The following is a 21,818-nucleotide window of genomic DNA, read 5'->3' as shown; positions in this document are numbered from 1 at the left end:
ACGAATTATCCAAGGTGAAGCGGCTTTTTCGTCGTTTGCCAGTCGCTCACCGGTACACCAGGGGGATAGGCCCAGATGAGCCAGGACATCGAGCGGTACCTGCAGGCCGGCACTCGCGCCAACACGCGGCGCAGCTACCAGCAAGCGCTCGAGCACTTCGAGGTGACCTGGGGCGGCTTTCTGCCGGCGACCAGCGATGCCATCGTGCGTTACCTGGTCGATCACGCCGCCACGCTGTCCAGCAACACGCTCAAGCTGCGTCTGGCAGCGTTGGCGCAGTGGCATGTCAGCCAAGGTTTCCCCGATCCAACCAAGACCCCGCTGGTCCGCCAGATCCTCAAGGGCATTCGGACGCTGCACCCACGGCAGGAGAAGCAGGCCGAACCCTTGCAGCTCCTCCAACTTGAGCAGTGCGTGTTGTGGTTGGAGCGGACTGGCGATCAGGCCCGTGCCGAGGACGACTGGCCGCGGATGCTGCGCTGTTGGCGTGACCGCGCGTTGATCCTGATCGGCTTCTGGCGGGCGTTCCGCAGTGATGAGTTGTGCCGCCTACGAGTCGAGCACATCCAGGTAAGGCCTGGGGAGGGCATGCAACTGTTCCTACCCTGGAGCAAAGGTGACCGGGACAACCAAGGCCAGACCTTTAGCGCGCCGGCGCTGGCCAGGCTGTGCCCGGTACAGGCCTACGTCGACTGGATCAGCCTGGCGGGCATTGCGCGCGGGCCGGTCTTCCGTGGAGTTGATCGCTGGGGGCACTTAGGTGAGCAGGGTTTGCACCCAAATAGCGTTGTCCCACTCATGCGCGCCGTCCTGCAGGCGGCAGGGCTGCCTGCGGAGCTGTACAGTAGCCACTCGCTGCGCCGCGGTTTTGCCACCTGGGCTACCCGCAGCGGCTGGGATCTCAAAGCACTGATGCAGTACGTTGGCTGGAGCGATGGTCAATCCGCATTGCGCTATGTCGAGAGCACAGGAGTGTTCCCTGGGCAGCTGAGTGCGCTACAACATATCTCAAACTGGCCCGAGGGACTGCCATAAGACCGCCTTCGGCGGCCCCGATCCGCACCTAGCCGCGCACTGGGAACACCAGCTCGTCATGTGCGGTGCAAATGAGTCGATGGTCCAGCACATGGAAAAATGCAGGGTTCTTGGCATCCTGGGCACCCACAAAGAAGAGATAACTGCGGGATGCCTGCTTATCTTTTTTGGCTTTCATGTTCTCTTGGCGGGCTATTTCCAGCTCATTTTTCAGTCGCCCGCGGGCAGCTGCTGACCACTCTCTCCAAAGGACGACCGCCTGGTAAGGCGTTAGTTTTTTCTCTTCCCATTCGCCCGCGTTGAGTGAAATGGTCAAGTGTTCGGGCGATTCAGCGGCTGGCGTCCAGGCCAGCTCTCCATAGAAAACGCGCGCATTAGGACATGGCTCCAACCCTTTCGACCGAAGTTTCTTGAAGGCGGTTTGATAGGTCGCTGGGGCAATACCCGGGATAGCTAAAGAAAGATGCCTATCGAAGGGGAAGCGCAAAAAAGCACGGCAGATAGGACGAATACTGTTTGCTGCGCGTCGTCCCTCTCGGCGCACCAGGCCAGTGGCTCCATCCGACCGCCTGACGCTCTGTGTCTGAGACTCGGTGTGAGGAAGCGCAGGATCGACGATTGTACGGTCGTCAATTAGCTGCAGCCGGGCGGGCGATAAACCTGGCGAGGTCTCCAACTCCTGCTGAACACTGCCGCGCTTGCCCTGCGCTATAACTTTGGTTTCGCCCTCCACCTCACAACCTGAGACGTGAGGGTCACGCAGTTGAAAGTGAGCCCGAACCAAGTTCTCCGGGCGGTAGGAGCGCGGGAAGGCCTGAGTTTGGCAGCCAGGGCATTGGTAGCCATAGGTATCCACTGCCGCCAGCAGTTTAAGGTCTTCGGCCTCAACAATTTCCTGGGTAATACGATCACGAGCGTTGTCCATGACGCTGACGTCTCCATGGGGGTGGGTGTTCGGCTTATGCAGCTCACCGCATACTGTCCGAATGGGTCGGACTAAATAAAGGGGTGAAATGGTGAGCGATGAGCTTTATGTTTCCGTCGACGTAGAAACTTCCGGGCCGGTACCGGGCATCTATAGCCTGCTTTCCATCGGCGCTTGCGTCGTCTCAGAACCCGCTCAGTCAATCTATCTCGAGCTCCAGCCAGACGGCCTACAGCACGATCCGGAGGCTGTCGCCGTAACTGGCCTTGACCTCACCAAGCTCGAAAACGAAGGGCTAGCCCCACAGACGGCGATGCTCAAGCTAGAACAATGGTTGAACCAGCTATGTTCGGCAGATCAGAAAGTCGTTTTTGTGGGGCTGAATGCCCCGTTCGACTGGTCGTTCATCAACTACTACTTCCATAAGTATTCTGGGGCGAACCCCTTTGGGTTCACCGCACTCGACATGAAGGCGTATTACATGGGGGTTACCGGATGCCGCTGGAAGGAAACTAAATCCTCGCAAATGACAGCTCGGCTCAACCCCCAAAGCGCACCCAACCATAACGCGTTGGACGATGCACGATTTCAAGCGGAGCTCTTTGCGCTAATGCTGGCAGAAGGGTGTAACCGCTAACCTGGCCAGCTACCCCATGCAGCTTCAACATAACGCCCCTCCCTGAAGGACCAAGCCTTTATGCCTTCAGGGCTGCTGGAGTTGCCCACGATGATTGCCAGCGGATGCGGCAGATCTTGCGTGTAGCGCGCTGCAAACCTGGAAAAACTCCCGACATCAGTGGGGGAGATCATAGGAATGCTTTGCGGGTGAGTATGCCAGTACCCCACCAGTCGGAGCCCGGCAGCATTGGCTCGTTCAATTTCATCTCGGCAGCGATGGGCATTCAACTCCAGCCAAGCTCTTCCAGCCCGATCATCTCGATGGGGGGGAGTCGCCAAGGCAAGTACCAGTCCGGCAGCGCTTGCGGGGTCGACAAATAGCTGTCCCCCACGCTCCACATCGAAGCGCCTCTGCCGATAGCGCTCCAACAGATTCGCAACGTCCTGCGATACCAACAGATGCGTGTCCACCCCGGGCCAGCTCCATTGCCAGGCGATTGCCGTCATCGAGCTGTCTCCAACTGCTCCGGCCAATCACGCTCCAACTGAGCCTGCTGCATGCCAGCAGGTAGTTCAGGACCAAGATACTGTCCTCCCAGCGTCGCCACGTCGTGGGGGCCATTGATGCTGCTGACCCAGATCGGGGCTCCGGTGTCGCCGCTCAATGCTCGTAATGCGGCCTGAGAGACCATTGAAGCAATGTTCACCATTCCCAGAGAACCACCTGGGATGAAACTCTCTCCGCAGGCGGGAAGGGCGACAACGCCACCTTCCGGCCACTCGGTGAACTTGTGCCTAAATTCACCGTTTTCTGTGAATAGGCCTCGAGCATCAAATGCACCCGATGGTGCAAGGAGCACATGCCCCACCTGCGTATGAGGTTCGCTCCAGGCCTGGAGTAGCCCCCAGGATGTGCCATTCGACTTGGAGCTCCACAGAGCCACCTCTGACTGCCAATCCGCAGTGGTGACTACGACCAGATCCGCTTTATCAAATACCTCGGGATTCTGGTACATCACCACTTCAGCGAAGTCAGCGAACGCAGCGACCTCCGTGGTAGGTAGGTCTTTGCGAATTCGCTCCTGAAGCGCTTCGGCCTTGGCCAGGCCTAGGTCATCGGCCCCGAGTACATGCCTGCCGAGATTCGCCGACACCAAGTAATCCGGGTCAATGAGTGTCAGATGCCCAACACCCGAGCGCGCCAACTGTAGAGCAACCGTGCTACCCAACGAGCCCACTCCAACACAAACTACACGAGCCGCTTCCAGATTCTGCGCCACACCGCTGAGGTCACGGGACAGAATCTCTGTCCGATCCAGCACATCCAGGGTCGTTGCTCGGATCAGCACTGGGGGATGGCTGACTGCTACTGCTGGCCGGCGCCGAGCTGAACGCAGGTAGAACTTTGATCCTCGATCCAACTGCGGGCCGTACGCGCGAACGTTAAGGCAGTAGATCGGAGCACCGGCATCTCCCGGAAGCTCCAAAGCGATCCAGCGGTTAGGTAGCGAGCCACGCTCATTGAACCAAGCCAGCAGCTGCATGCTGTCGCCAGGAGCAAGGTGTGGAATGAGCCATGTGAGCAGTAACTCCGGGGCCGGAATGCGCAGGTCCGGATAACTCTGAAGCTTTGCGTAGAAGCCTGGGGTCTCGGGAGCACGCATCCTGGGGGATCTGCCAATCGTGCGTCTGCAGTGCCTTTTCAGCGATGACAGATCTGTTGCGAGCCAGACTGTTTCCTGGCCGGACGGCAACGCTTGTCGAGGATCGCTTAGGGCAAACAGCTTCGAGGCAGCTTGGGGGCGATCCAGAAGAATAAGGTTCTGTAGAGACAGCCCCTGCTGCCTCGACCAGTAGGATGTGATTTCGCGCCGAAACTCGGCATCCCGGGCAGCCACGCATGACCCCATTTGGGACAAGCTCACGATCTTGCGTAACCGAGCTAGGCTATCCGACACCACGTATTCAGGGGTGCCCATCACTGGGCGCTCCTGGAAGCCATGCAGACAGAGCCCGACTTCCATGGCGTGGGGCCATATAAGCCATGGCGAAGGTTCGACAGTAAGCCTTAATCCGCCGCGGGGGAAACTCCTCGGAAAGCTGATACGTAGCCGCCGCTCCGTGCCCGTATAGTCGACGGGCAAAGGAAAGTAATAACTCGCAGCTTCGTCTGCTCGTGTGGTTGCAGGCTGAAGCAGTGCAAGTGCGGCATCTTCGCCAAGAGCGCTTTGCAGCGCGGTTATGCCCCGCTGCAGAGGAGTCTCCATCTGATCAACCAAGACGCCCAACTGGCTTCACATCCTCTTGTGAGTTCGCTGTTCCGCTGACACCGCCAAACAATGCGCCCATCGACGCGGAGTTTCGGGTGGTTCCGTCCGGGCGGCCTGGCATCGTCCAGTTGGACGGAATCTCGCCATTCACTGCCGAGATGAAGGCAGGGCCGATGCCAAAGTTTTCCTGAACTGCCTTGGCAAAGGCCTCTGCGGACTCGAAGCTCTCAAGCCCCATTGACACGGATACGCTGGCATTCGAGTGCCAGTCTTGGAACGCCCGGCGGTAGCGATGTCCTTCACTCGGTCTATTCCATTTCTCCGCGAAGTTTTCACCGTTGTCGGCGGGGTTGCAGACCAAGCATTCGTTCCCGCGGTGTTTGACGTGATCCGGCATCCTCCGGACGATTTCGAGGATCGCGTCCAGCGGCCTTAGCGGTCTCGACTGAGACTCTTTCGCCACGTCCAGGTAGGCATGAGTGGCGAGTGTAGTGATGACTGCTGAAATAGGCCGGAAGCTCTCATTCTTGGTCCGAATGGCCCACTCATCCCGATGCCGCTTCAGCAGCTTGATCGTCGCCCGAAGTGGGTCTTGATCGAGGTACTCCTCATATTGAGGCAACGGATCCTGAGTGGCGGCATCAAAGGCACGCTGACTTTTCGCGACAGCCAGGTGCTCCTCGAAGGAGATCGTCTGGGTAGAAGCGACCTGCAGCCAGTTCGAGTAGGGGATGGGGCTGCTCGCCTTCCATCCTGTCTCCCGATCTGGCACTTCCAGCTTACCTTCGCCATTGCCCTGAGAGTTCCCATTGATGGCACGCGCTGGCGTGACATCAATATGGAAGCCGGGGTTTTCGTCGGCATAGACGATCCGGATGCCGCGACGCAGCGGTTTGATTTCTTCCTGAACGCGGCTGCCGGCTCTGAATCGCTCTTCGATAGCCTCCAGAATTGCTTGAGCGCCCGCCCCCTGGGCATGGGGAAGCCAAATGATGGCGTCCGCATCGATGGTGTCCAGATCCTCGGGAGCACCAGAAACGGGTTTGATCGTCGTCTTCAGGCGCATGGAGCCCTGAGGAAAAATATGTGCTCCTGCCAGTAGCGGATCGCTGGATGCATTAAGGATCTTCTGCAGCTGGGAGTATCGATCGCTGATCTTCTCGTACTGTGCTTCCGACAGCGAGATCTCCCGTGCTGCGCGGAGCAGAAAGTGTTCCCAGCTCCCGCGCTTGGTCTGTTCATTGCTCATGGACATCAGCGGACCTCCTGGGCCTGGTGGCCCAACTGTAGTGTTGGCGTGAACCTGTTTTGGTTGTCTTTGTCTCGATCAAAAATCAGGTAAGGGTGCCTGTGTTGCGTGGTAAGCAAGGCACCGAATTCAATTGCCAACGCGGCTGGGATAGCCGCAAACACATGAATTGTGTCCGCCGTCGCGGCCTCAAGTCGGCTCAAGTGCATTTGTAGGGCGTCGCGAAAAGCGTGAATCACGCGACGGTTCTGAACCATCGCGTAACTCGGTTCTGGAATGCTTAACTCTGCGATACGTGCGCCAGGCAATGCCTCTTCGACGTCGCGAAGCGGGACCTGAGCGGAAATAGACAGCACCAGTGCAAGCGGGCCATCCCCATCCGCTGGGGGAGTGAACAAAAACTCCGGCGGTTCAGCTGACTGGTCAGGCCAGCGCAGCTGATGCTCGCGGTGGAATGAAAAGAGCAGGCGCTTGGAGCGATCGCCCAAGGATTGTCCCAGCATCATCAGCGCCGGAATATCTGCCAATCCCACCACGGCCAGGGTCGGGGCATCACCATAGGCTCCACCACGACGCCTTAGCTGCTGCTCTAACTCGTGCTGAACGCTGTCCTGGATGCTCTGCCAGTAGTGGGCATCCCTGCCACGATGACTCGGGGCAGGAAAAGTGATCTTGATGGCATGATCGAATGCAGTTAGTCCCTCTGCGGACATTGCACCCAGCAGATCACGAACAGGGATGTCGTTGATCGTCGCGAAATGCTGACTTTGCACTATCAGCGGAATGGCTCTGCCGCCGTCAGGCGTGGTTGCGGCCAGCCGGATTCGCTCCAAATACGCCTGGTGCAGGCCGCTCAGATCGCTTTCTGGGTAGCCATCAGCATCGCGATCGATCTTTTCATGGCAGCCAGGGCAGAGCAGCATGAGGTTAGCGGTATCGTTGGTGAGCGACTCGGCCTTAGTTTCATCATGATCATCGCGCCCCCTTGGCCCCTTCGGGCTGGCTGGCAGGATGTGGGCTACCTCGCCCCATTTCATTGGCTTTCCTGCACGATAATCGTACGTGAGGTCAGTACCGCAGAGCTCGCAATGTCCAGCTGATTGGATCCAGACGATGCGTTTCGTCTCAATATCGGTATCGTAACGCCCGTTGGCAGGCTTAGACTTTTCTTGTTTTTCCACTTGCCCTCCTTGGACACCTGGATCACGGATGCGTACTGGCTCTTTAAGAGCAAATGAGGTCATCACGCCAGAATTCAAGGGGCTGAAGCGAAGCAGCTCAAATGATGTTGCTTCGCAAAAGAACTGCAGCCTGCGAGCAGTTTGCGCGCACGAATGAGCCTGCATCTGCAGCGCTAGGACGGTCCATAAATTAACCAGTGAGTATTCGGATTGGTTCCGAAGCTGATTTGAATGCCTATCCACCCGCTGAGCCACAGAGGACTAATAAGAGTAAGTTGTATAGTGCGGACGCCTAAGCTATTGAGTTCTATCTATGGACATTGTTAAGCGTCCCAGGGGCGTTGAATGGCGACGCTAGAGCGCATTCATTTCGTGCCCCATTACCTCGTGCGCAGAGAGAACGCCGTCGCATACTCCCCCAGTAGCAGCCGGCCATCCATTGAGGGCTTGCCCCAAATCTTTTGGGCAGACTATGCACCTTGGAGGGAGGCAAACCTGTGGGCAGTGGAGCGAGCAACGACTGGTGACGCTTCTCTTAAGACCGTTGCCAGTAACATGAATGGCCTTCTCAATTACGCTAAATTTCTTGAATCTCGTGATTTGCAGTGGTTCGAGTTTCCCGCTCGCAAAGCTGACCGCTGCCTGGTGCTATACCGAGGGGCGTTGATCAAGATGCGCGATGCCGGCCAGATCAGCCCATCCACGGCGTCTGAGTACATGCGCAATTGCATCATGTTCTATCGGTGGGTAAGGCATAGGGAGCTTCTTTCTCCACACGTCCAGCTGTGGCGGGAAAAGCCCTACGTCGTTAAATACTTCGACCGGGTGGGGTTCGAGCGAACGATCAGCGGAACCACCACCGACCTCAGCATCCCGAACCGTAAGCGCCCAGGCCAAACGCTTGAAGATGGGCTGTTGCCAGTCTCGGAGACCGATCGCGATGCAATTCTGGATTTCGCCGCAGAGAACGCCACGCCCGAGCTCTACCTCATGTTGGCCCTTGGATTTTTTACCGGGATGCGGCTCGGCAGCATCTGTGATCTCAAGATTCAGTCTCTGGAGCGCGCCGCCCCCGACCCTTCCGCTGAAGGGCTTCTACGCCTTGCAGTTGGTCCAGGCGCAGCTCCGCCAGTGCACACGAAATTCGGTGTGACTGGCCAGGTCTGGATACCCGAAGCGTTGCGTGATGAATTGCTGGAATATGCCAAAGGCTGGCGGAGGATGGAACGAGAGGCGAAAGCCTCGCCCGAGAATCGTGACTTGCTGTTCTTGACCCGCTTTGGTAACGCCTATGGCAGGCGCGGCACCGATCAGTCATCTGCTGTGAATGTTGAGATGTCCGAGTTTCGAAAACGGGGCGTCAAAGCAGAACTACAGGTGCTCCGTAAATTCCGCTTCCATCAGTCGCGCTGCACCTTCGGTACCGAATTGGCACGTCTGGCGCTATCGGCTTGTGCCGATGTCGCTATTGTAATTGCGACGGTCAGCGACGCGTTGCTCCACGGGCCTAACTCTGAAGCCACCACCTTCAAATACATCCGATTCGTACAGGCACTGCCGATCAAACAAGCCCTCTCAAATAGCTTCATGGCGGCATTTAGCGGGATCGGCGCTGGGGCGCGGTACGATGGATAGTTCCGAATTCGACCTCACTTTCCCGATGCTTGAGTATGGGGCCACTGAAACGCCCTGGGACCTCCGGCCACTGCTGTTTCGCGGAGGTGCAGCAGCAAAGGTGAAGCATGTGGGCCGCCAGATCGCGCAGAGCGAACTCGGCAGTCCCTTGCCGGAACGTTTCGAGCTGGTGACGCGGCTGCATGAGCACATGACTGACGACCTTGCTGGTGGCGGAAGTCGCTTCTCGGTGCAGAACAAGATCAGTGCATTACGTCGATTCTTTGCCTGGATCGATTCAGAAAACGTGAATCTCAGTCTCGAGACGGCGGCCGACACGTTCATTCGTTGGACCGATCACTTGCTCCAGCGTCATCGAGTCGAACGTAATTTCAGCGAAGGGTCCCTGTACGATCTCACCAGGCTCACGGCGACGATGCTGGACCGAGCATTGGACCGCCAAGCAAGCCTGAGCAAGAGCACACGTATTCGCAAGCCGCGCGGCAAAGGCAAGGTACATACGAGCAAAGCGGACAAGCAGAGTCTGCAAAACACCTTCGCATTCGGACACCTTCTAGCTGACGTATGCGAGGCATTGACCTGGAGGGGGACAATGGCCCCCCTCCCAGTGTGTATTTCGTTACGCACCGGCCAAGTGCTGGAACTATGGTCGGGATTGCAGAGCCCCGAGAAAGTAGCGGCCCGCCGTACCAGGCCGCAAAACCAAGCGCAAATCGAAGCATCCCTGGCGGCGCGTGCCGCCCACGATGCAGATCGGACACTGCGGACCCGTTTCCCCATCGTCAATTTACGGATCGAGAGTGAATTGCTGATGTTCATCGCCCAGACCGGTATGAACCTCCAGCAAGCACATACCCTGCGGGTTGAGCAGTTTCATTACACCAGCCACTTAGACGGCTACCAGGTACGTACCTACAAAAAACGACGGGAAGGAGAAGTGCTATTCGAGATTTTTGCCAGTTATCGAGAGTGGTTCGAGCGCTATCTCGAATGGCGTTCCGAATGGTTTCCCAATGAGCCGGATGGTTTGCTCTTTCCGCTTATACGTAGCGGGGGACGAATCCTAGAAGAGGCGACGCAGTTCACGAACGTTACGCGCATCTGCCGCGAGCTTGGCATACCGATAGTGAGACCGCGAAAACTGCGCGGGACGCGCATCAACTGGTTGCTTCGGGAGTCCCAGAATCCCCAACAGGTTGCGGAGTTGGCCCAGCATACGGTGCAAACGCTGATACGCGTATATGCCGACCCCCATCCGCAGATCGCTATGGTGGAAATTACGCGCTTCCATCAGCAAACCGATCCGTCCCTTTCACCTCCTGCTCCTGGTAGATGTGTATCGGCCACACCTGAACCAGTGGGCACGATGCCGAAGAATGGTCCGCGACCCGACTGCATCAATGCTGCCGGTTGCCTGTTCTGTACCCAGCACCGGGATATCGAAAGTGAGGATCATGTGTGGTCTCTCGGTAGCTTGCGCCACCTCAAATCGCTTGAACTGGCACGCTACCGCCCACCCAGTTCGGGTAAGCACCTGACGACAGAGCATCCGGCCCTGCTAGTGATCGATCGGCTGACGGCCAAACTGCGCTTCTTCGAAGAAAGTAGCGAGGTCCGCAGGCTTTGGGTCGAAGAAGCCAGAGCGCGCATAAGTGAAGGTGACTACCACCCGGCCTGGGATGGCTTCATCCAATTGGCAGAACTGCGACAAAGATCAGCATGACGAAAAATATTCTTTCCGAACTTGGCCTCGGCATCGACTCGCCCCTAGCGATTCCTGATGCGCCGAACTACCGTCCGCCGTGCTGGCCACCGCAGCGTGATTGGCCGGTCATCATAGATGCCGCTGGCCAGGTGGTGAGCCGTTGGGGCGATGCCATTTGGCGGCTCGACGCGTGGGCGGGAAAACGGCTCACTCTCAATTTCGGCGATGGCCCAGCTAAGAAATATGTCGCCGCGATCGATCCTGCGAACGCCGATTTATTGCGGACCGTAATCGGCTGGTGGCTATACGGCCCCAATGGAGCCCGTGGATACCGAGGCCTGAAAACGCGCTTCGACCAGATGCGTCGGCTGTTCGTCTTGTGCACTCAAGAAGGCATTCTCGCATCCGAACTGAGTCATTTTCCGCGCGTTGCCGACCTTCTCCCGGAGGTGCTCCAGGCTTCCCGGTCCGGTGAGTTTTTGGCATTGCTGCACGAACTGTACGAGCGGCGGGATGCGCTGGGGTTCACCTTGTTGGATCGCGCAGGGTTGGCACGCCTCGCAGCGGCCATGCCCGACCACCAGAAGCTCCAGACCCCCTATATCCCGCCCCGCATTTGGCACTATCAAATCACACGCTTGCGTGAATGCCTGGATGACTTTTTGGCGCATCGAGGCCAAGTCGAGGAGTGCTTCCGCTTCTGTCTGGCTGCCTATCGGCACAACTCTGCCAGTCTCCAAGGACAACGCAGGCCACAATCGTTCTATCCGTTTCAGTGGCCGTCGGATGGATCAAACGGAAAGTGGACTGGGCGGCAGTACTACGGCCCATTCATCGACACAGCGCATCGGTTTGGCATGGTGGAACTATTTCGTCGCTGGCTGGGAGTGAGCGACGACGAAATTCGCATTCAAACTCTGAGTCGCTACCTCAACCTCGTGAGCCGATCTGGACTGTGCTATCTGCTGAATTTCAGCCTCATGCGAGTCGAAGAGGCTTGGAACCTGCGCGCCGATTGCTTGCACATAGAACGTGATCCGCAGTTTGGCGACATCCATGTATTGCGCGGACGAACGACCAAGACGATGTCGGATTCTGAGGCACTTTGGGTGACGTCCCCGTCAGCTCAGGTGGCAGTTGAAGCCATGCGTGTGGTCGCAGACCTCCGCGCAGAATGCGATTCTCCCCCCGGCGAGGCCTCGGTGCCGGATGATCCGGCCAAGCGCTATCTGCTTGATTATTGCCTTGAACCGTGGGGAACGAAGTTCACCAAGATCAACCGCACGATTCGGCCATCGATTCCGAGCTATGCCCATGTGCTTCAGTGGTTCGACAAGCTGTTCGACCCTGAGCAATTGCGCATTACGCCGGAAGATTTCGCATTGGCTCGGTTGGTGACGCCGACGCTGACCGACGAGTTTGCGGTCGGCAAAATCTGGCCATTGGCCTGGCATCAACTCCGACGAACCGGCGCAGTGAATATGCAGGCATCCGGGCTGGTCAGCGACGCTTCATTGCAGTTTCAGCTAAAGCACGTCGCCAGAGCGATGAGTCTCTACTACGGGCAAAACCATTCCAGGGTACGGCTGGAAGAGAAGGCCCACACCTACTACGTCCGCACCATGTACGAAACTTTGGGTAGGCAGCTGCAACAGCTGACGAGCAACCGATTCGTCAGCCCCCACGGCGAGAAGCGAAAATCTGAGATTGTCCGCCTGATCTCAGCCTCTGATGCTAAGAAAGCGATCAATCTGGCTAAGAAGGGGACAGTCACTCATCGACCGATTTTGCTGGGCATCTGCACGAGCCGTACCCCCTGTCCCTATGGGGGCATCGACAATATCGCTCGCTGCGGAGGGGGCGATTCCCCCGGAGAAACCAAACCATGTGCGGACGTTCTCTATGACCCCGAGCAACTCGACGAAGTCGAAGTGTTGGAGGCAGTATTGGATGAGCGCCTGGCCGCTGCCGAGGTAGATAGTCCGCTAAGGTCTTCGTTGGAAGCCCAGAAACGTAGTGTGGAGAATTATCGCCATGTCATCCGGCAAACCTGAATCCGCTGACCCGGCTAAGCGAATGGGTGCCGGCGAGCAGTATCGCGCAGCGTTCGAGCGGCTGAAGAGCAACAAGCCCGAACGACTGCCGAAGGGGACGCCCGTAAGTCAGAACAACGTTGCCAAGGAAGCCGGCAGCGACCCCTCTGCACTGAAAAAAGCTCGTTTCCCCCTACTGATCGCTGAGATCCAAAAGTACGTGGAAGGACACGCTGAGCAACGTCCGCCATCAGTGCGCCAAGTCAGCTTATTAGCCCGCAGAAAAAATCGTGGACTTCGAGAACGGATCGAGGAAATCACGCAGCAGCGTGACCACCTAGCCAGCCTACTCGGTGAGGCCGACGCCACCATTCTTGAGCTGTACGACCGTATTGCGGACTTGGAGCGCCAACTGCCGGCCTCCAATGTGCTTCCTCTTAATCCGCGAGGCCACAAAAAACTTTGAAACGGAGAGCTCGCAATATTCGAAAGAAACACAGCCATGCCCGACCAGCCCGGCATGAAACGTCGGGCTAGCCGCCGAAGAGCTTCTTGCGTTGCGCGGTTCGCTCCCGGCGTAGATTCTCGTAGGCAGTTCGGCGTTTAGTCGCGTTTTTGATTAATTCCAGGACCTGGGCGATATCGCCGAGCAACTCCTCGCGCGCGGGAAGCGGTAGTTGGCGCTCGCCTGGGGTGTCGTGGGCCTCGGTAGCTTCGCAGGCCCGCGCATACACTGCCAGCAACTGCTCCCACTCCTCTGCGGGGTGGCCAATGACAGCACCAAATGCTTCTACGCTCACCACATCACTGAACGGCTGGACGGTATTGTTCAAAAAAACCTCGCGGATGGCGCGCTCGACAGTGCCTCGGAGGCTTGAGTATCCCGATGCAATTTGCCGCTCAAGCTCATCATCCGGGTCGCTGCCGACCGGAACGTTCAGCGCTTTCGCACGACTTTCGAGATCGGCCAGGCGGGCCTTGGTGTCCATCGTCGCCCACGTCAGCCCCTCGCTCACTAGTCCCGGCGACTCGTCCCAACCGATGGTCTTGTAGCTGGCCGAGCGATCAGCACGCTGAAGCGCCATCGCGAGCTCGGTCAGGAACACCGCATCATGGGTGAACACCAGCACTTGGCGGGTCTCAGCCAGCGCTACCAAACGCCGAGCTATGGCCCGACGATATACGTGATCCAGCGACGTAGACGGATCGTCGAAAATAACGGTCGAAGTATGTGGCAGGGATTCGAGCTCGGCGAGGAACATAGCCATCCCCAACGCGCGCTGCTCGCCCTCTGACAGCACCTTGGAGGCTTTCGCCGTGATTTCCTGCAGGCGCAGTGTGACCTTGGTCACCCCCAGCTCTGTGCGCCCGCTCAGGTCGGGTTGCACCCGTCGCTTATAGCCCAGGGCTTTCAACTCAGCATTCATGGAAGCGGCCAGAGCCTCGGTCACATGCGTCGCCGCCAGGGACGTCAGTTTGCGTGACACGGCCGCTGGGTTGAGGGCGGCATGGCAGCGGCTCAATGTGGCATGGGCCTGACTGTCCTGAACAAAGCGCTCCACCGCGCCAAGCTGGTTGGCGAGGCGTTGTCGGGCTTCTAGCTCTGCCAGTTCTTGGGTCAGCGCCAAGCGTACAGCGGGATCGGCAGAGGTCCGCAGGGTATTGGCGTCGACTCGGAGCGAAGCAGCTTTGGCGGCGAAGAGACTATCGAGGTTTGCTTCGATAGGAAGCGGTTCTGACTCGGGGGACCAGTTTCCAGTTTGCAGGGCTTGGCTAACCCAAGTATGCCGGGCGGTCCAGACCGATGCCGCTGCGGTGATGGCAGCGTGTAGGTCGGGCAGTCGCTCCTCCACGTCAGCCCGTGTTGGCACATCCAGAACGTTTAGATCGACAGCCTGCACCTTCCCTAGAGCGTTCATGCGCGCAAGCGTGGCGGCTTGCGCATCCGCCGTGGCGCTGTCGGCGACAAATGCCGCGAAACGCCGCATGCGCTCCGAGGCATCCGTTGAATAAGGTTGCTGGCAGAGTACGCAGTAAGCGTCCGGTTCCAGGTGCGGGAAGGGATGTTCAGGGTATGCCGTCTGCTGAGAGAAAGCCTCAGCGGCTCGGTACATCGTTTGCCAGAGTTCAGCTCCTGTGCCTTCCAGCAGCGTGGCGGTGGGTGAGGACGTTACCGGCAACTCCATGGCGTTCAGTGTGTCTCGATCCTGAAGACGCGCTTGCGCCAGTTGCATGGCGAGATGCGCGGTTTTTTCCGTTGTAATCAGTTCCTTTGCCCGTGCTATGGCACGATCATTCACCCAGCGCTGGACTTCCTCGGCTCGACGCTGCGCCTGGTCCAAGCGTGTCGCCAAACGTTCCAAGGCCAGCGCCTGCGGCACAGGATCGCTTTCCAGTAATGTCCGCTTCAGAAACTCCAGTCGCCGGAGTTCATCGTCACCGACCGTCCCTAATCGAGCAAGCACGGCGCGGTCCGAGTCCCCACCTAATTTGGCGATGTAGCGGCCGACTTCGGTGTCACCCTTCAGCGGTTCGAATTGCCGGGTATCCAGAGCCAAGGCATTGCGTTCGGTCCCAATCCGTGCCTGTAAATCACGCTGAAGTAGGACCAGGCGCGTCAGATGAGTGAGTCCGTAGGGCTGAAATGCAGGGGTCCCTTCCGCGTCGATGTAGTCATTGGCACAGGCCGCGTCGTAGACCGAGACCGAACTCAAATGCAAATGGGCCGGCCCGTTCTGGACCCAACGTGCGGTTTCCGGAGTGCCATCCACCAAAATGGCGAAATCTGCTGATGGCGGTCTAGCTGGGGTTGCCGCCCCAAAAGCGTCGGGCAGGACCTCCACCCGATGCCGAGCGTTGCAGGCATTCTTGAAGACGCGGGCGTAGCCGGATTTGCCGGCGCCGTTATGACCAAAGAAAATGGTCATGCCCTCCGGTGCGAGGTCAAAGGCACGACCGGACGGGAAGCCGTTTACCTGGTCTAGCCCCGAGACACCCACCAACCGCACGGTTGCGCCACTTCCGGCGCCTGGTACGTCGTCCAGCGTGAATGGCCGTGCTCCCCCCGTGGTTGCGTCTTCCCGTTCTTGCTCGCGAACCATTCGCAGAATGGTCTCGATGTCATCTTGGGTTAGTTCGGCCCGGGCAAATATCCGGCGCAGTGCTTCCTGCTGCCAGGGTCTGAGTCCGCCGGCCCACCCAATAATCTCGTCCAACAATGGCATATCCGTCTCCTTTCCAGATCCGCCGATTAAAGGCCGCGCCCAGTTGGATGGCAAGTGGCCAGCGCCTTCGAGGTGCTTCGCCGTGTTCCGTTTGCCTGCCTTCCTGACCGCCACCCTAGTGGCTTGTCCGGTCGTGACGCTACACGGGCAGAATTTCTGCATGCTGGCCAGTATCAAGCCGCTCTAAAGTCCGCTACCGGAAAGCGCTGTTTAGCGGTGAGAGACGGGGAAAGTGCGGAAGCTACTACCGACGCAAGCGATGTGGTGAGCAGTCCTCAGGTATGTGCGAAATTGCACTCCTCTTGACCACCAATTTGGGTTGGCGTTGACCACGGATTGCGTTCAACTTGACCAGGGCGTGTCACTGTCACGACCGTCAGAGAACGGCCAGAAGGCGACGTTGACTACACGCTCATTAGGAGTGGTAGTAGATACCGCCTAGCTCAGTGCCCTAGATTGCTCAGATAACCAATCCTGACCCCATACGTTCTTTAGTCCCCGCCTGCTTGGAAATCAACGCAGGGGGCTTCTCAGCTATCGCAACAAAGTTTAATGTAGATATAACATCAATTTATGTTTCACTCTCTACATGAAAAATCACTGGCTAGCGCTCGTTATCGGACTTCCTACGGCAAACGCCACAGCTCGTATGCGGGCGTGGCGTGCGCTGAAGGCCAGCGGCGCCGCCGTCCTTCGCGACGGCGTATACCTTCTGCCGAACAATGAAGAGTGCCTAGAAGCCTTGTCTGCTGTTGAGCGCGATATTCTCTCTATCAACGGCACGGCCTTTCTGCTTCCTATCGATGATCCGCAGGGCTCTCGGTTTGTTGAGCTGTTCGACCGTAACGAGGATTACGCCAAGTTGCGAATCGAGATCGAGGCGTGCCAAGCGCAACTCACACCGGACAACGCCCTTGCCAGTACCAAGCAGGTACGCAAGCTGCGTAAGGCGTTTGCTCAGATTACCGCCATCGACTTCTTTCCCACGGCGGTTCGACAGCACACCGACGCTGCGCTGCAAGCGCTGGAACTCGCCATTAGCCGAGCGCTGTCGCAGGACGAACCGAGCAGCCATGACCATCCCATCGAGCAGCTTGAGCGACACAGCTATCAAGGACGAGTTTGGGCGACCCGCAGGAGACCCTGGGTAGATCGCCTGGCCAGCGCCTGGCTGATACGGCGCTTCATCGACCCGAAAGCCACGATCCTCTGGTTGGAGTCCCCAGGTGATTGCCCGCCTGATGCGCTAGGTTTCGACTTCGATGGTGCGGCCTTCAGTCATGTCGGGCCGCTCGTCACATTCGAGACCCTGCAAGCCAGCTTTGCCCTGAATGAGCCGGGCCTGGATCGCGTTTCAGCCTTGGTGCACTACCTGGATGTAGGGGGCTCGCAGCCGCCCGAGGCCTCGGGGATCGAGCGAGTATTGGCTGGACTGCGGGAAACCATTACCAACGACGACCACTTGCTGACAGCAGCTTGCGCCATCTTCGATGGGCTACTGGCGGCCTTCGAGAAAGAAGAGAAAGGCGATGAGTGAAGTCACCACGAGCAGTACCCAGGATCCGGAACGCGTCGAATCCGTCAGTCTGATTCAGGCTGTGCTGTTCTGGCTCAAGATTGGCTTCATCAGCTTCGGGGGGCCCGCCGGGCAGATTTCGATTCTGCACCAGGAGTTGGTCGAGCGCCGACGCTGGATATCCGAACGCCGGTTCCTGCATGCCCTCAACTACTGCATGCTCCTACCTGGGCCAGAGGCGCAGCAGCTGGCGACTTACATAGGTTGGCTGCTGCATCGAACCTGGGGTGGGGTGATCGCCGGCGTACTATTCGTGCTGCCCTCGCTGTTCATCCTGATCGGGCTGTCGTGGGTATACATCGCCTATGGTGACGTTCCATTGGTGGCCGGGATCTTCTATGGCATCAAGCCAGCGGTAACCGCCATCGTCGTGCAAGCAGCCCATCGGATCGGTTCCCGGGCGCTGCAGAACAATTGGCTGTGGGCTATTGCCGCGGCTTCCTTCGTCGCCATCTTCGCGCTCAACGTACCGTTCCCATTGATTGTGCTGGGTGCGGCGATCCTCGGCTTCGTAGGCGGCAAACTGGCCCCGGAGAAGTTTCGCGTAGGTGGCGGACACGCTGCCGGTAAGAAGAGCTTTGGCCCGGCGTTGATCGACGATGACACCCCCACGCCCGAGCACGCACGTTTTCGATGGTCGCGTCTGGCAATGTTACTGGTGGCAGGTGCGGCGCTCTGGGTGCTGCCGATGGGGTTGCTGATCATCTCCTTCGGCTGGGACGGCACCCTGACCCAAATGGGCTGGTTCTTCACCAAGGCCGCGCTGCTCACGTTCGGGGGTGCCTACGCGGTATTGCCCTACGTGTACCAGGGCGCTATCGGCCACTACGGCTGGCTGACGCCTACACAGATGATCGACGGCCTGGCCCTTGGGGAAAGTACGCCTGGCCCACTGATCATGGTGGTGGCGTTCGTTGCTTTCGTGGGGGCATACGTTCAGCAGGTCTTTGGGGCGGATCAGGCTTTTCTCGCCGGAGCGGTGGCCGCGACACTGGTCACCTGGTTTACCTTCCTGCCGTCATTCCTGTTCATCCTTGCCGGCGGCCCTCTAGTGGAATCCACCCACAATGAGCTTAAGTTCACTGCGCCGCTGACCGGTATCACGGCCGCTGTCGTGGGGGTGATCCTCAACCTTGCCTTGTTCTTCGGCTACCACGTCCTCTGGCCTCAGGGCTTCGGTGGGCAATTCGACTGGCCTTCTGCGTTGATTGCGCTGGGCGCCGCTGTCGCTCTGTTCCGCTACAAGCGCAGCGTCATTCAAGTACTGATCGGATGTGCCCTGACAGGGCTACTGACGTATTGGCTGCTCTATTAAGAAAGAAGTTAATCGTTTAAAGAGCCAAGCCGCCAATCATTGGCGGTTTGGCCTGTACCTAACTCAATGGCAGTGGTAGTCGCCAGTCTTATGGTTACGATGGCATCCCTTTGAGTCAGTACCACCGCTGTGGGCGAGTGCCGTTACAGAGGTCAGGGCAATTAGGGCGGCGATAAGTGCAGCAGAAAGCTTTTTCATCTGGAACTCCTATTCCTTGATGCTCTCACTCACAGCATCAGGCCATGAAGTCGCAGTATGGCAAAAGGCCTTCATAGCGCAAGACGCGCCAGGAACAATAGTTTTTACACCACTGACCGAAGGCCTGAGAGCATGAGCAAATGAGCGGGATAGAAGAAGTATCCCCACCGCCTCACCGGCCAGATACGCCACATGATGGGCGCACGCAGTAGCCATAAACCGATCAGAGGGGCCGTGAACTCCGCGACAATACTGGCCTCCGCAGATTCGAGCCCCCAGCCTTCAGCCCAGCGATTACGGCTGTTGGCCAAGACACAGAGCACTGCTGGAAGAAGCCAGGCTGGGCCCGGGCGCTGTATGGCCACAACCAATGCGGCAGGAAGCAGTACTCCAAAAGAGCCATACATGAGCCGGTCATGCAGCATGAATGCGACAGCTAGGCTCACAACACCGATAAGCAAGCCGTCTCGTCCTTGATGATGGACGCTCCAAGCTATCAACAAGCCCAGCATGAGCGTAGGCATGATGTTCATCGAACTGCTTTCGGTGGAAAGCATGTGATAAGGCAGCTCAGATACAACCGAGAAAACCCCCAGCCATATCAGGTATCGAGCATTACCTGTGGTGTACAACTGCCCTGGGCGTGAACGGGATACGTTGGCAGCAATACCCAGGCAGAACAGCGGAAAGGCCAGCCGGCCAATAAAAAACAACCACCCTTCTGCTTGTGGCCACAGGTAGCGTAGGTGGTCGATGACCATCGTCAGCATGGCCAGCCACTTAATGAGATCTAGGCCTGCGTCACGCCTCATCCCGCGATACCCAGAGTCAGTGCTGCAAGTACCATGTAGCGAGTAGCTTTGGCGACCAAGACGATCAACAGGAAGCTCCAGAGTGGCTCGCGCATTACCCCAGCGATCATGGTTAGCGGATCACCAATGACTGGCACCCAGCTCAACAGTAACGACCAGCGCCCGTATCGGTGATAGGCACGTTGTGCACGGCCTAGCTTTTCTTCACTGAGCGGAAACCAACGTCTACTCCGGTATCGCTCGATATAGCGACCGAGTACCCAGTTGACTGCTGAGCCTAGGACGTTGCCGGCAGTGGCCACCAGCAACAGTGCAGTAATGGAGTAATCGCTTGTCAGCAGCAGGCCAACCAGCACCGCCTCTGACTGCAGAGGCAGAAGGGTCGCAGCGCCGAAGGCTGCGATGAACAGGCCGAGGTAGGCCGGCAAGTCCCACACATAGACTCCCTAGGTGACTAAGCCAGTCCTGCCATGATCGAGAAGATGTGAGTCGCCATGGTGGGCTCTACAGGTACTTGGTTATCTGCTTGAACTCTTCCAGTGGTGCGCGTTCACCGCTGTTTAAGGCGCCGACGGTGTGCTCCAGGCAGTGATCAATGTGATCCTGAATCAGAGTGCGCTTGGCCTGGCAGACCGCTTTTTCAACCGCATACAGCTGTTGGGCGATGTCCACACAGGCGCGACCGTCTTCGATCATGGTGACGATGCTGCGCATGTGTCCTTCAGCGCGCTTCAACCTTTTGATGATGTCCTTATGACTTTGGTGCTGGTGTCCGTGTTCGTGCTTGCTCATCGATGAGGTCCGTGCAACCATACTGGCCGCGGCATCCTATCCCCCAGGGGGGATGCGGTCAAATCAACCGTTTCGCCTTGTCGCGCTCTGGTAGCTCGGAATGCTAAGTAGGACCGTCACAACCCGTGTGGTATTTGCACTGCTCCTGACCATGTTCATGGGATGGGTAGGGCATGCCTCGGCTTTGTTGATGCCTGCCAACCAGCAGACGGTGATAAGCGACGGGCATCCTCACTCCCACGACGAGCCGGAGATAATCGCCTGCCAGGCATGCTCCGACCATTTTCATGCGCCTTTTACCGCAGACCATGTGCATGAAACGCCTCATCTGAATGCGCTGCTCGACCTGGCTTCCTTGCCAGATCGTCGCATTCTCGACGTGCCACAGATTTCCGTCCGCCCTACCGGCCCGGTGTTTCTCATCGAACGCCCACCCCGCTCCAGGTTCGTGCTCTGAAACCAGCCGCTTTGCGGCTCCAGATCATTAGTTCCAGGAATACATCTCATGCATTCGTTCCCGCTGAGCGGTGCAGGCGCATTCTTCGCACGCCTGCGCCGACCGCTCTACTTGCCTCTGCTCGCCATCATTTTGTTGCTGGTGTCGGTTCCAGAAGCGCTCGCACATGGTGTCCCCGAAGGTGACAAAGGCTTCATCCAGGAGAGCACCGGTGTCCTGTTGATGCCCTTCATCTACATGGGCGCCAAACACATGATTACCGGCTATGACCACCTGCTGTTTCTGTTCGGGGTGATCTTCTTCCTCTACCGCATGAAGGACGTCGGGCTGTACGTCACTCTCTTTGCGGCGGGCCATTCGGTCACGTTGCTGTTTGGGGTATTGAGCGACATCAGCATCAGTTCCTATGTGATTGACGCCATCATCGGTTTCTCCGTGGTCTACAAGGCTCTCGACAACCTCGGAGCCTTCCAGCGCTGGTTCGGTTACCAGCCCGACACACGCGCTGCCACGCTGATCTTTGGCCTCCTACATGGCTTCGGTCTTGCGACCAAGATCCAGGAGTTCGAGATATCCCCGGACGGCCTGATAACCAATCTGATTGCTTTCAACGTCGGTGTCGAAATAGGCCAGCTCCTGGCCCTCGGAGGCATCCTCATCCTGATGGGCTACTGGCGACGTACCGCCAGTTTCTGGCGCCACGCATACAGCGCCAACGTCGCCATGATGAGCGCAGGCTTCCTGCTAATGGGCTACCAGCTCACCGGTCTTATCGTCTCCCAGTAAGGAATTC

At 58.1% G+C, this 21,818-nt stretch carries 20 protein-coding genes; 10 read left to right on the top strand and 10 right to left on the bottom strand.

Annotated elements, in window-relative coordinates; genetic code table 11:
• Positions 1-75 precede the first annotated feature (75 nt).
• Positions 76-1,035 (top strand): site-specific integrase, encoded by a 960-nt coding sequence (locus RTH74_RS10415; RefSeq protein ID WP_316914591.1) that lies wholly within the window; start codon positions 76-78, stop codon positions 1,033-1,035.
• Between the two features lie 28 nt (positions 1,036-1,063).
• Here RTH74_RS10415 and RTH74_RS10410 read toward each other — a convergent pair whose 3' ends face one another.
• Positions 1,064-1,960, bottom strand: coding sequence for a hypothetical protein (locus RTH74_RS10410; RefSeq protein WP_316914590.1), 897 nt, complete (start codon positions 1,958-1,960; stop codon positions 1,064-1,066).
• Between the two features lie 88 nt (positions 1,961-2,048).
• Between RTH74_RS10410 and RTH74_RS10405 the strand changes: the two genes are divergently transcribed.
• Positions 2,049-2,597 (top strand): 3'-5' exonuclease, encoded by a 549-nt coding sequence (locus RTH74_RS10405; protein WP_046163592.1) that lies wholly within the window; start codon positions 2,049-2,051, stop codon positions 2,595-2,597.
• Here the strand turns inward: RTH74_RS10405 and RTH74_RS10400 are convergent.
• From RTH74_RS10400 to RTH74_RS10385, 4 genes are all read right to left on the bottom strand, one after another.
• Positions 2,594-3,085, bottom strand: coding sequence for a Mov34/MPN/PAD-1 family protein (locus RTH74_RS10400; protein ID WP_316914589.1), 492 nt, complete (start codon positions 3,083-3,085; stop codon positions 2,594-2,596). The genes RTH74_RS10405 and RTH74_RS10400 overlap by 4 nt on opposite strands.
• The gene (locus RTH74_RS10395) at positions 3,082-4,557 is read right to left on the bottom strand and encodes a HesA/MoeB/ThiF family protein (RefSeq protein ID WP_413586550.1); all 1,476 of its coding nucleotides are present in this window, start codon (positions 4,555-4,557) and stop codon (positions 3,082-3,084) included. Before RTH74_RS10395 ends, RTH74_RS10400 begins: the two co-directional genes overlap by 4 nt.
• A gap of 292 nt (positions 4,558-4,849) precedes the next feature.
• A complete protein-coding gene (locus RTH74_RS10390) occupies positions 4,850-6,103 on the bottom strand; it encodes a nucleotidyltransferase (protein ID WP_316914587.1) in 1,254 nt (417 codons plus the stop codon).
• The gene (locus RTH74_RS10385; RefSeq protein ID WP_420713154.1) at positions 6,103-7,443 is read right to left on the bottom strand and encodes an SAVED domain-containing protein; all 1,341 of its coding nucleotides are present in this window, start codon (positions 7,441-7,443) and stop codon (positions 6,103-6,105) included. The genes RTH74_RS10390 and RTH74_RS10385 overlap by 1 nt, the downstream gene beginning before the upstream one ends.
• A 180-nt stretch (positions 7,444-7,623) precedes the next feature.
• Here RTH74_RS10385 and RTH74_RS10380 point away from each other — a divergent pair, with 180 nt between their 5' ends.
• From RTH74_RS10380 to RTH74_RS10365, 4 genes are read left to right on the top strand one after another with little or no spacing between them, the layout of a single operon-like run.
• Positions 7,624-8,913, top strand: a complete 1,290-nt coding sequence (locus tag RTH74_RS10380; protein WP_025297805.1) for a site-specific integrase — start codon at positions 7,624-7,626, stop codon at positions 8,911-8,913.
• Entirely contained in the window at positions 8,906-10,636 is a 1,731-nt protein-coding gene (locus RTH74_RS10375) for a site-specific integrase (protein ID WP_034066273.1), read from the top strand. The genes RTH74_RS10380 and RTH74_RS10375 overlap by 8 nt, the downstream gene beginning before the upstream one ends.
• Complete coding sequence (locus RTH74_RS10370) at positions 10,633-12,672, top strand: hypothetical protein (RefSeq protein ID WP_034066275.1); 2,040 nt, start codon at positions 10,633-10,635, stop codon at positions 12,670-12,672. Before RTH74_RS10375 ends, RTH74_RS10370 begins: the two co-directional genes overlap by 4 nt.
• The gene (locus RTH74_RS10365; RefSeq protein WP_075116600.1) at positions 12,653-13,117 is read left to right on the top strand and encodes a hypothetical protein; all 465 of its coding nucleotides are present in this window, start codon (positions 12,653-12,655) and stop codon (positions 13,115-13,117) included. The genes RTH74_RS10370 and RTH74_RS10365 overlap by 20 nt, the downstream gene beginning before the upstream one ends.
• Positions 13,118-13,184: 67 nt before the next feature.
• Here RTH74_RS10365 and RTH74_RS10360 read toward each other — a convergent pair whose 3' ends face one another.
• Complete coding sequence (locus RTH74_RS10360) at positions 13,185-15,875, bottom strand: AAA family ATPase (RefSeq protein WP_034066276.1); 2,691 nt, start codon at positions 15,873-15,875, stop codon at positions 13,185-13,187.
• Positions 15,876-16,464: 589 nt separating this feature from the next.
• Between RTH74_RS10360 and RTH74_RS10355 the strand changes: the two genes are divergently transcribed.
• Together RTH74_RS10355 and chrA are read left to right on the top strand one after the other, a co-directional pair.
• Complete coding sequence (locus RTH74_RS10355) at positions 16,465-17,412, top strand: chromate resistance protein ChrB domain-containing protein (RefSeq protein ID WP_124187307.1); 948 nt, start codon at positions 16,465-16,467, stop codon at positions 17,410-17,412.
• Positions 17,405-18,766 carry a chromate efflux transporter gene (gene chrA, locus RTH74_RS10350; RefSeq protein ID WP_124187306.1) on the top strand — a complete coding sequence of 454 codons (1,362 nt, stop codon included), beginning with the start codon at positions 17,405-17,407 and terminating at the stop codon, positions 18,764-18,766. Before RTH74_RS10355 ends, chrA begins: the two co-directional genes overlap by 8 nt.
• Positions 18,767-18,829: 63 nt before the next feature.
• On the opposite strand, the gene RTH74_RS10345 is transcribed toward chrA, so the two are convergent.
• From RTH74_RS10345 to RTH74_RS10330, 4 genes are all read right to left on the bottom strand, one after another.
• Positions 18,830-18,964, bottom strand: coding sequence for a YHYH domain-containing protein (locus RTH74_RS10345; protein ID WP_124187305.1), 135 nt, complete (start codon positions 18,962-18,964; stop codon positions 18,830-18,832).
• Positions 18,965-19,068: 104 nt separating this feature from the next.
• Positions 19,069-19,776, bottom strand: a complete 708-nt coding sequence (locus RTH74_RS10340) for a TraX family protein (RefSeq protein ID WP_105446795.1) — start codon at positions 19,774-19,776, stop codon at positions 19,069-19,071.
• Positions 19,773-20,213 (bottom strand): YqaA family protein, encoded by a 441-nt coding sequence (locus RTH74_RS10335; protein ID WP_105446796.1) that lies wholly within the window; start codon positions 20,211-20,213, stop codon positions 19,773-19,775. Before RTH74_RS10335 ends, RTH74_RS10340 begins: the two co-directional genes overlap by 4 nt.
• Before the next feature lie 67 nt (positions 20,214-20,280).
• Positions 20,281-20,568, bottom strand: coding sequence for a metal-sensing transcriptional repressor (locus RTH74_RS10330; protein ID WP_105446797.1), 288 nt, complete (start codon positions 20,566-20,568; stop codon positions 20,281-20,283).
• Positions 20,569-20,695: 127 nt separating this feature from the next.
• On the opposite strand from RTH74_RS10330, the gene RTH74_RS10325 reads away from it, so the two are divergent.
• Positions 20,696-21,025: a hypothetical protein gene (locus RTH74_RS10325; protein WP_226033785.1), complete on the top strand. Its 330-nt coding sequence runs from the start codon at positions 20,696-20,698 to the stop codon at positions 21,023-21,025.
• Between the two features lie 48 nt (positions 21,026-21,073).
• Positions 21,074-21,811 (top strand): HupE/UreJ family protein, encoded by a 738-nt coding sequence (locus tag RTH74_RS10320; protein ID WP_105446799.1) that lies wholly within the window; start codon positions 21,074-21,076, stop codon positions 21,809-21,811.
• The last annotated feature ends 7 nt before the right edge of the window (positions 21,812-21,818 follow it).

This window comes from Pseudomonas sp. zfem001 (assembly GCF_032621725.1).
Classification (GTDB): Bacteria; Pseudomonadota; Gammaproteobacteria; order Pseudomonadales; family Pseudomonadaceae; genus Aquipseudomonas; species Aquipseudomonas sediminis.
Note: the sequence above shows the minus strand (reverse complement) of the source record. Positions and strands in the feature narration are given on the sequence as shown.

Bases quoted from the DNA above. Each gene is read 5' to 3' on its own strand.
- RTH74_RS10355 (WP_124187307.1), top strand. From the start codon at position 16,465: ATGAAAAATCACTGGCTAGCGCTCGTTATCGGACTTCCTACGGCAAAC.
- RTH74_RS10360 (WP_034066276.1), bottom strand. From the start codon at position 15,875: ATGCCATTGTTGGACGAGATTATTGGGTGGGCCGGCGGACTCAGACCC.
- RTH74_RS10415 (WP_316914591.1), top strand. From the start codon at position 76: ATGAGCCAGGACATCGAGCGGTACCTGCAGGCCGGCACTCGCGCCAAC.
- RTH74_RS10320 (WP_105446799.1), top strand. From the start codon at position 21,074: ATGCATTCGTTCCCGCTGAGCGGTGCAGGCGCATTCTTCGCACGCCTG.
- RTH74_RS10340 (WP_105446795.1), bottom strand. From the start codon at position 19,776: ATGAGGCGTGACGCAGGCCTAGATCTCATTAAGTGGCTGGCCATGCTG.
- RTH74_RS10410 (WP_316914590.1), bottom strand. From the start codon at position 1,960: ATGGACAACGCTCGTGATCGTATTACCCAGGAAATTGTTGAGGCCGAA.
- RTH74_RS10380 (WP_025297805.1), top strand. From the start codon at position 7,624: ATGGCGACGCTAGAGCGCATTCATTTCGTGCCCCATTACCTCGTGCGC.
- RTH74_RS10370 (WP_034066275.1), top strand. From the start codon at position 10,633: ATGACGAAAAATATTCTTTCCGAACTTGGCCTCGGCATCGACTCGCCC.
- RTH74_RS10390 (WP_316914587.1), bottom strand. From the start codon at position 6,103: ATGTCCATGAGCAATGAACAGACCAAGCGCGGGAGCTGGGAACACTTT.
- RTH74_RS10385 (WP_420713154.1), bottom strand. From the start codon at position 7,443: ATGCAGGCTCATTCGTGCGCGCAAACTGCTCGCAGGCTGCAGTTCTTT.
- chrA (WP_124187306.1), top strand. From the start codon at position 17,405: ATGAGTGAAGTCACCACGAGCAGTACCCAGGATCCGGAACGCGTCGAA.
- RTH74_RS10375 (WP_034066273.1), top strand. From the start codon at position 8,906: ATGGATAGTTCCGAATTCGACCTCACTTTCCCGATGCTTGAGTATGGG.
- RTH74_RS10365 (WP_075116600.1), top strand. From the start codon at position 12,653: ATGTCATCCGGCAAACCTGAATCCGCTGACCCGGCTAAGCGAATGGGT.
- RTH74_RS10330 (WP_105446797.1), bottom strand. From the start codon at position 20,568: ATGAGCAAGCACGAACACGGACACCAGCACCAAAGTCATAAGGACATC.
- RTH74_RS10345 (WP_124187305.1), bottom strand. From the start codon at position 18,964: ATGAAAAAGCTTTCTGCTGCACTTATCGCCGCCCTAATTGCCCTGACC.
- RTH74_RS10405 (WP_046163592.1), top strand. From the start codon at position 2,049: ATGGTGAGCGATGAGCTTTATGTTTCCGTCGACGTAGAAACTTCCGGG.
- RTH74_RS10400 (WP_316914589.1), bottom strand. From the start codon at position 3,085: ATGACGGCAATCGCCTGGCAATGGAGCTGGCCCGGGGTGGACACGCAT.
- RTH74_RS10395 (WP_413586550.1), bottom strand. From the start codon at position 4,557: ATGGGCACCCCTGAATACGTGGTGTCGGATAGCCTAGCTCGGTTACGC.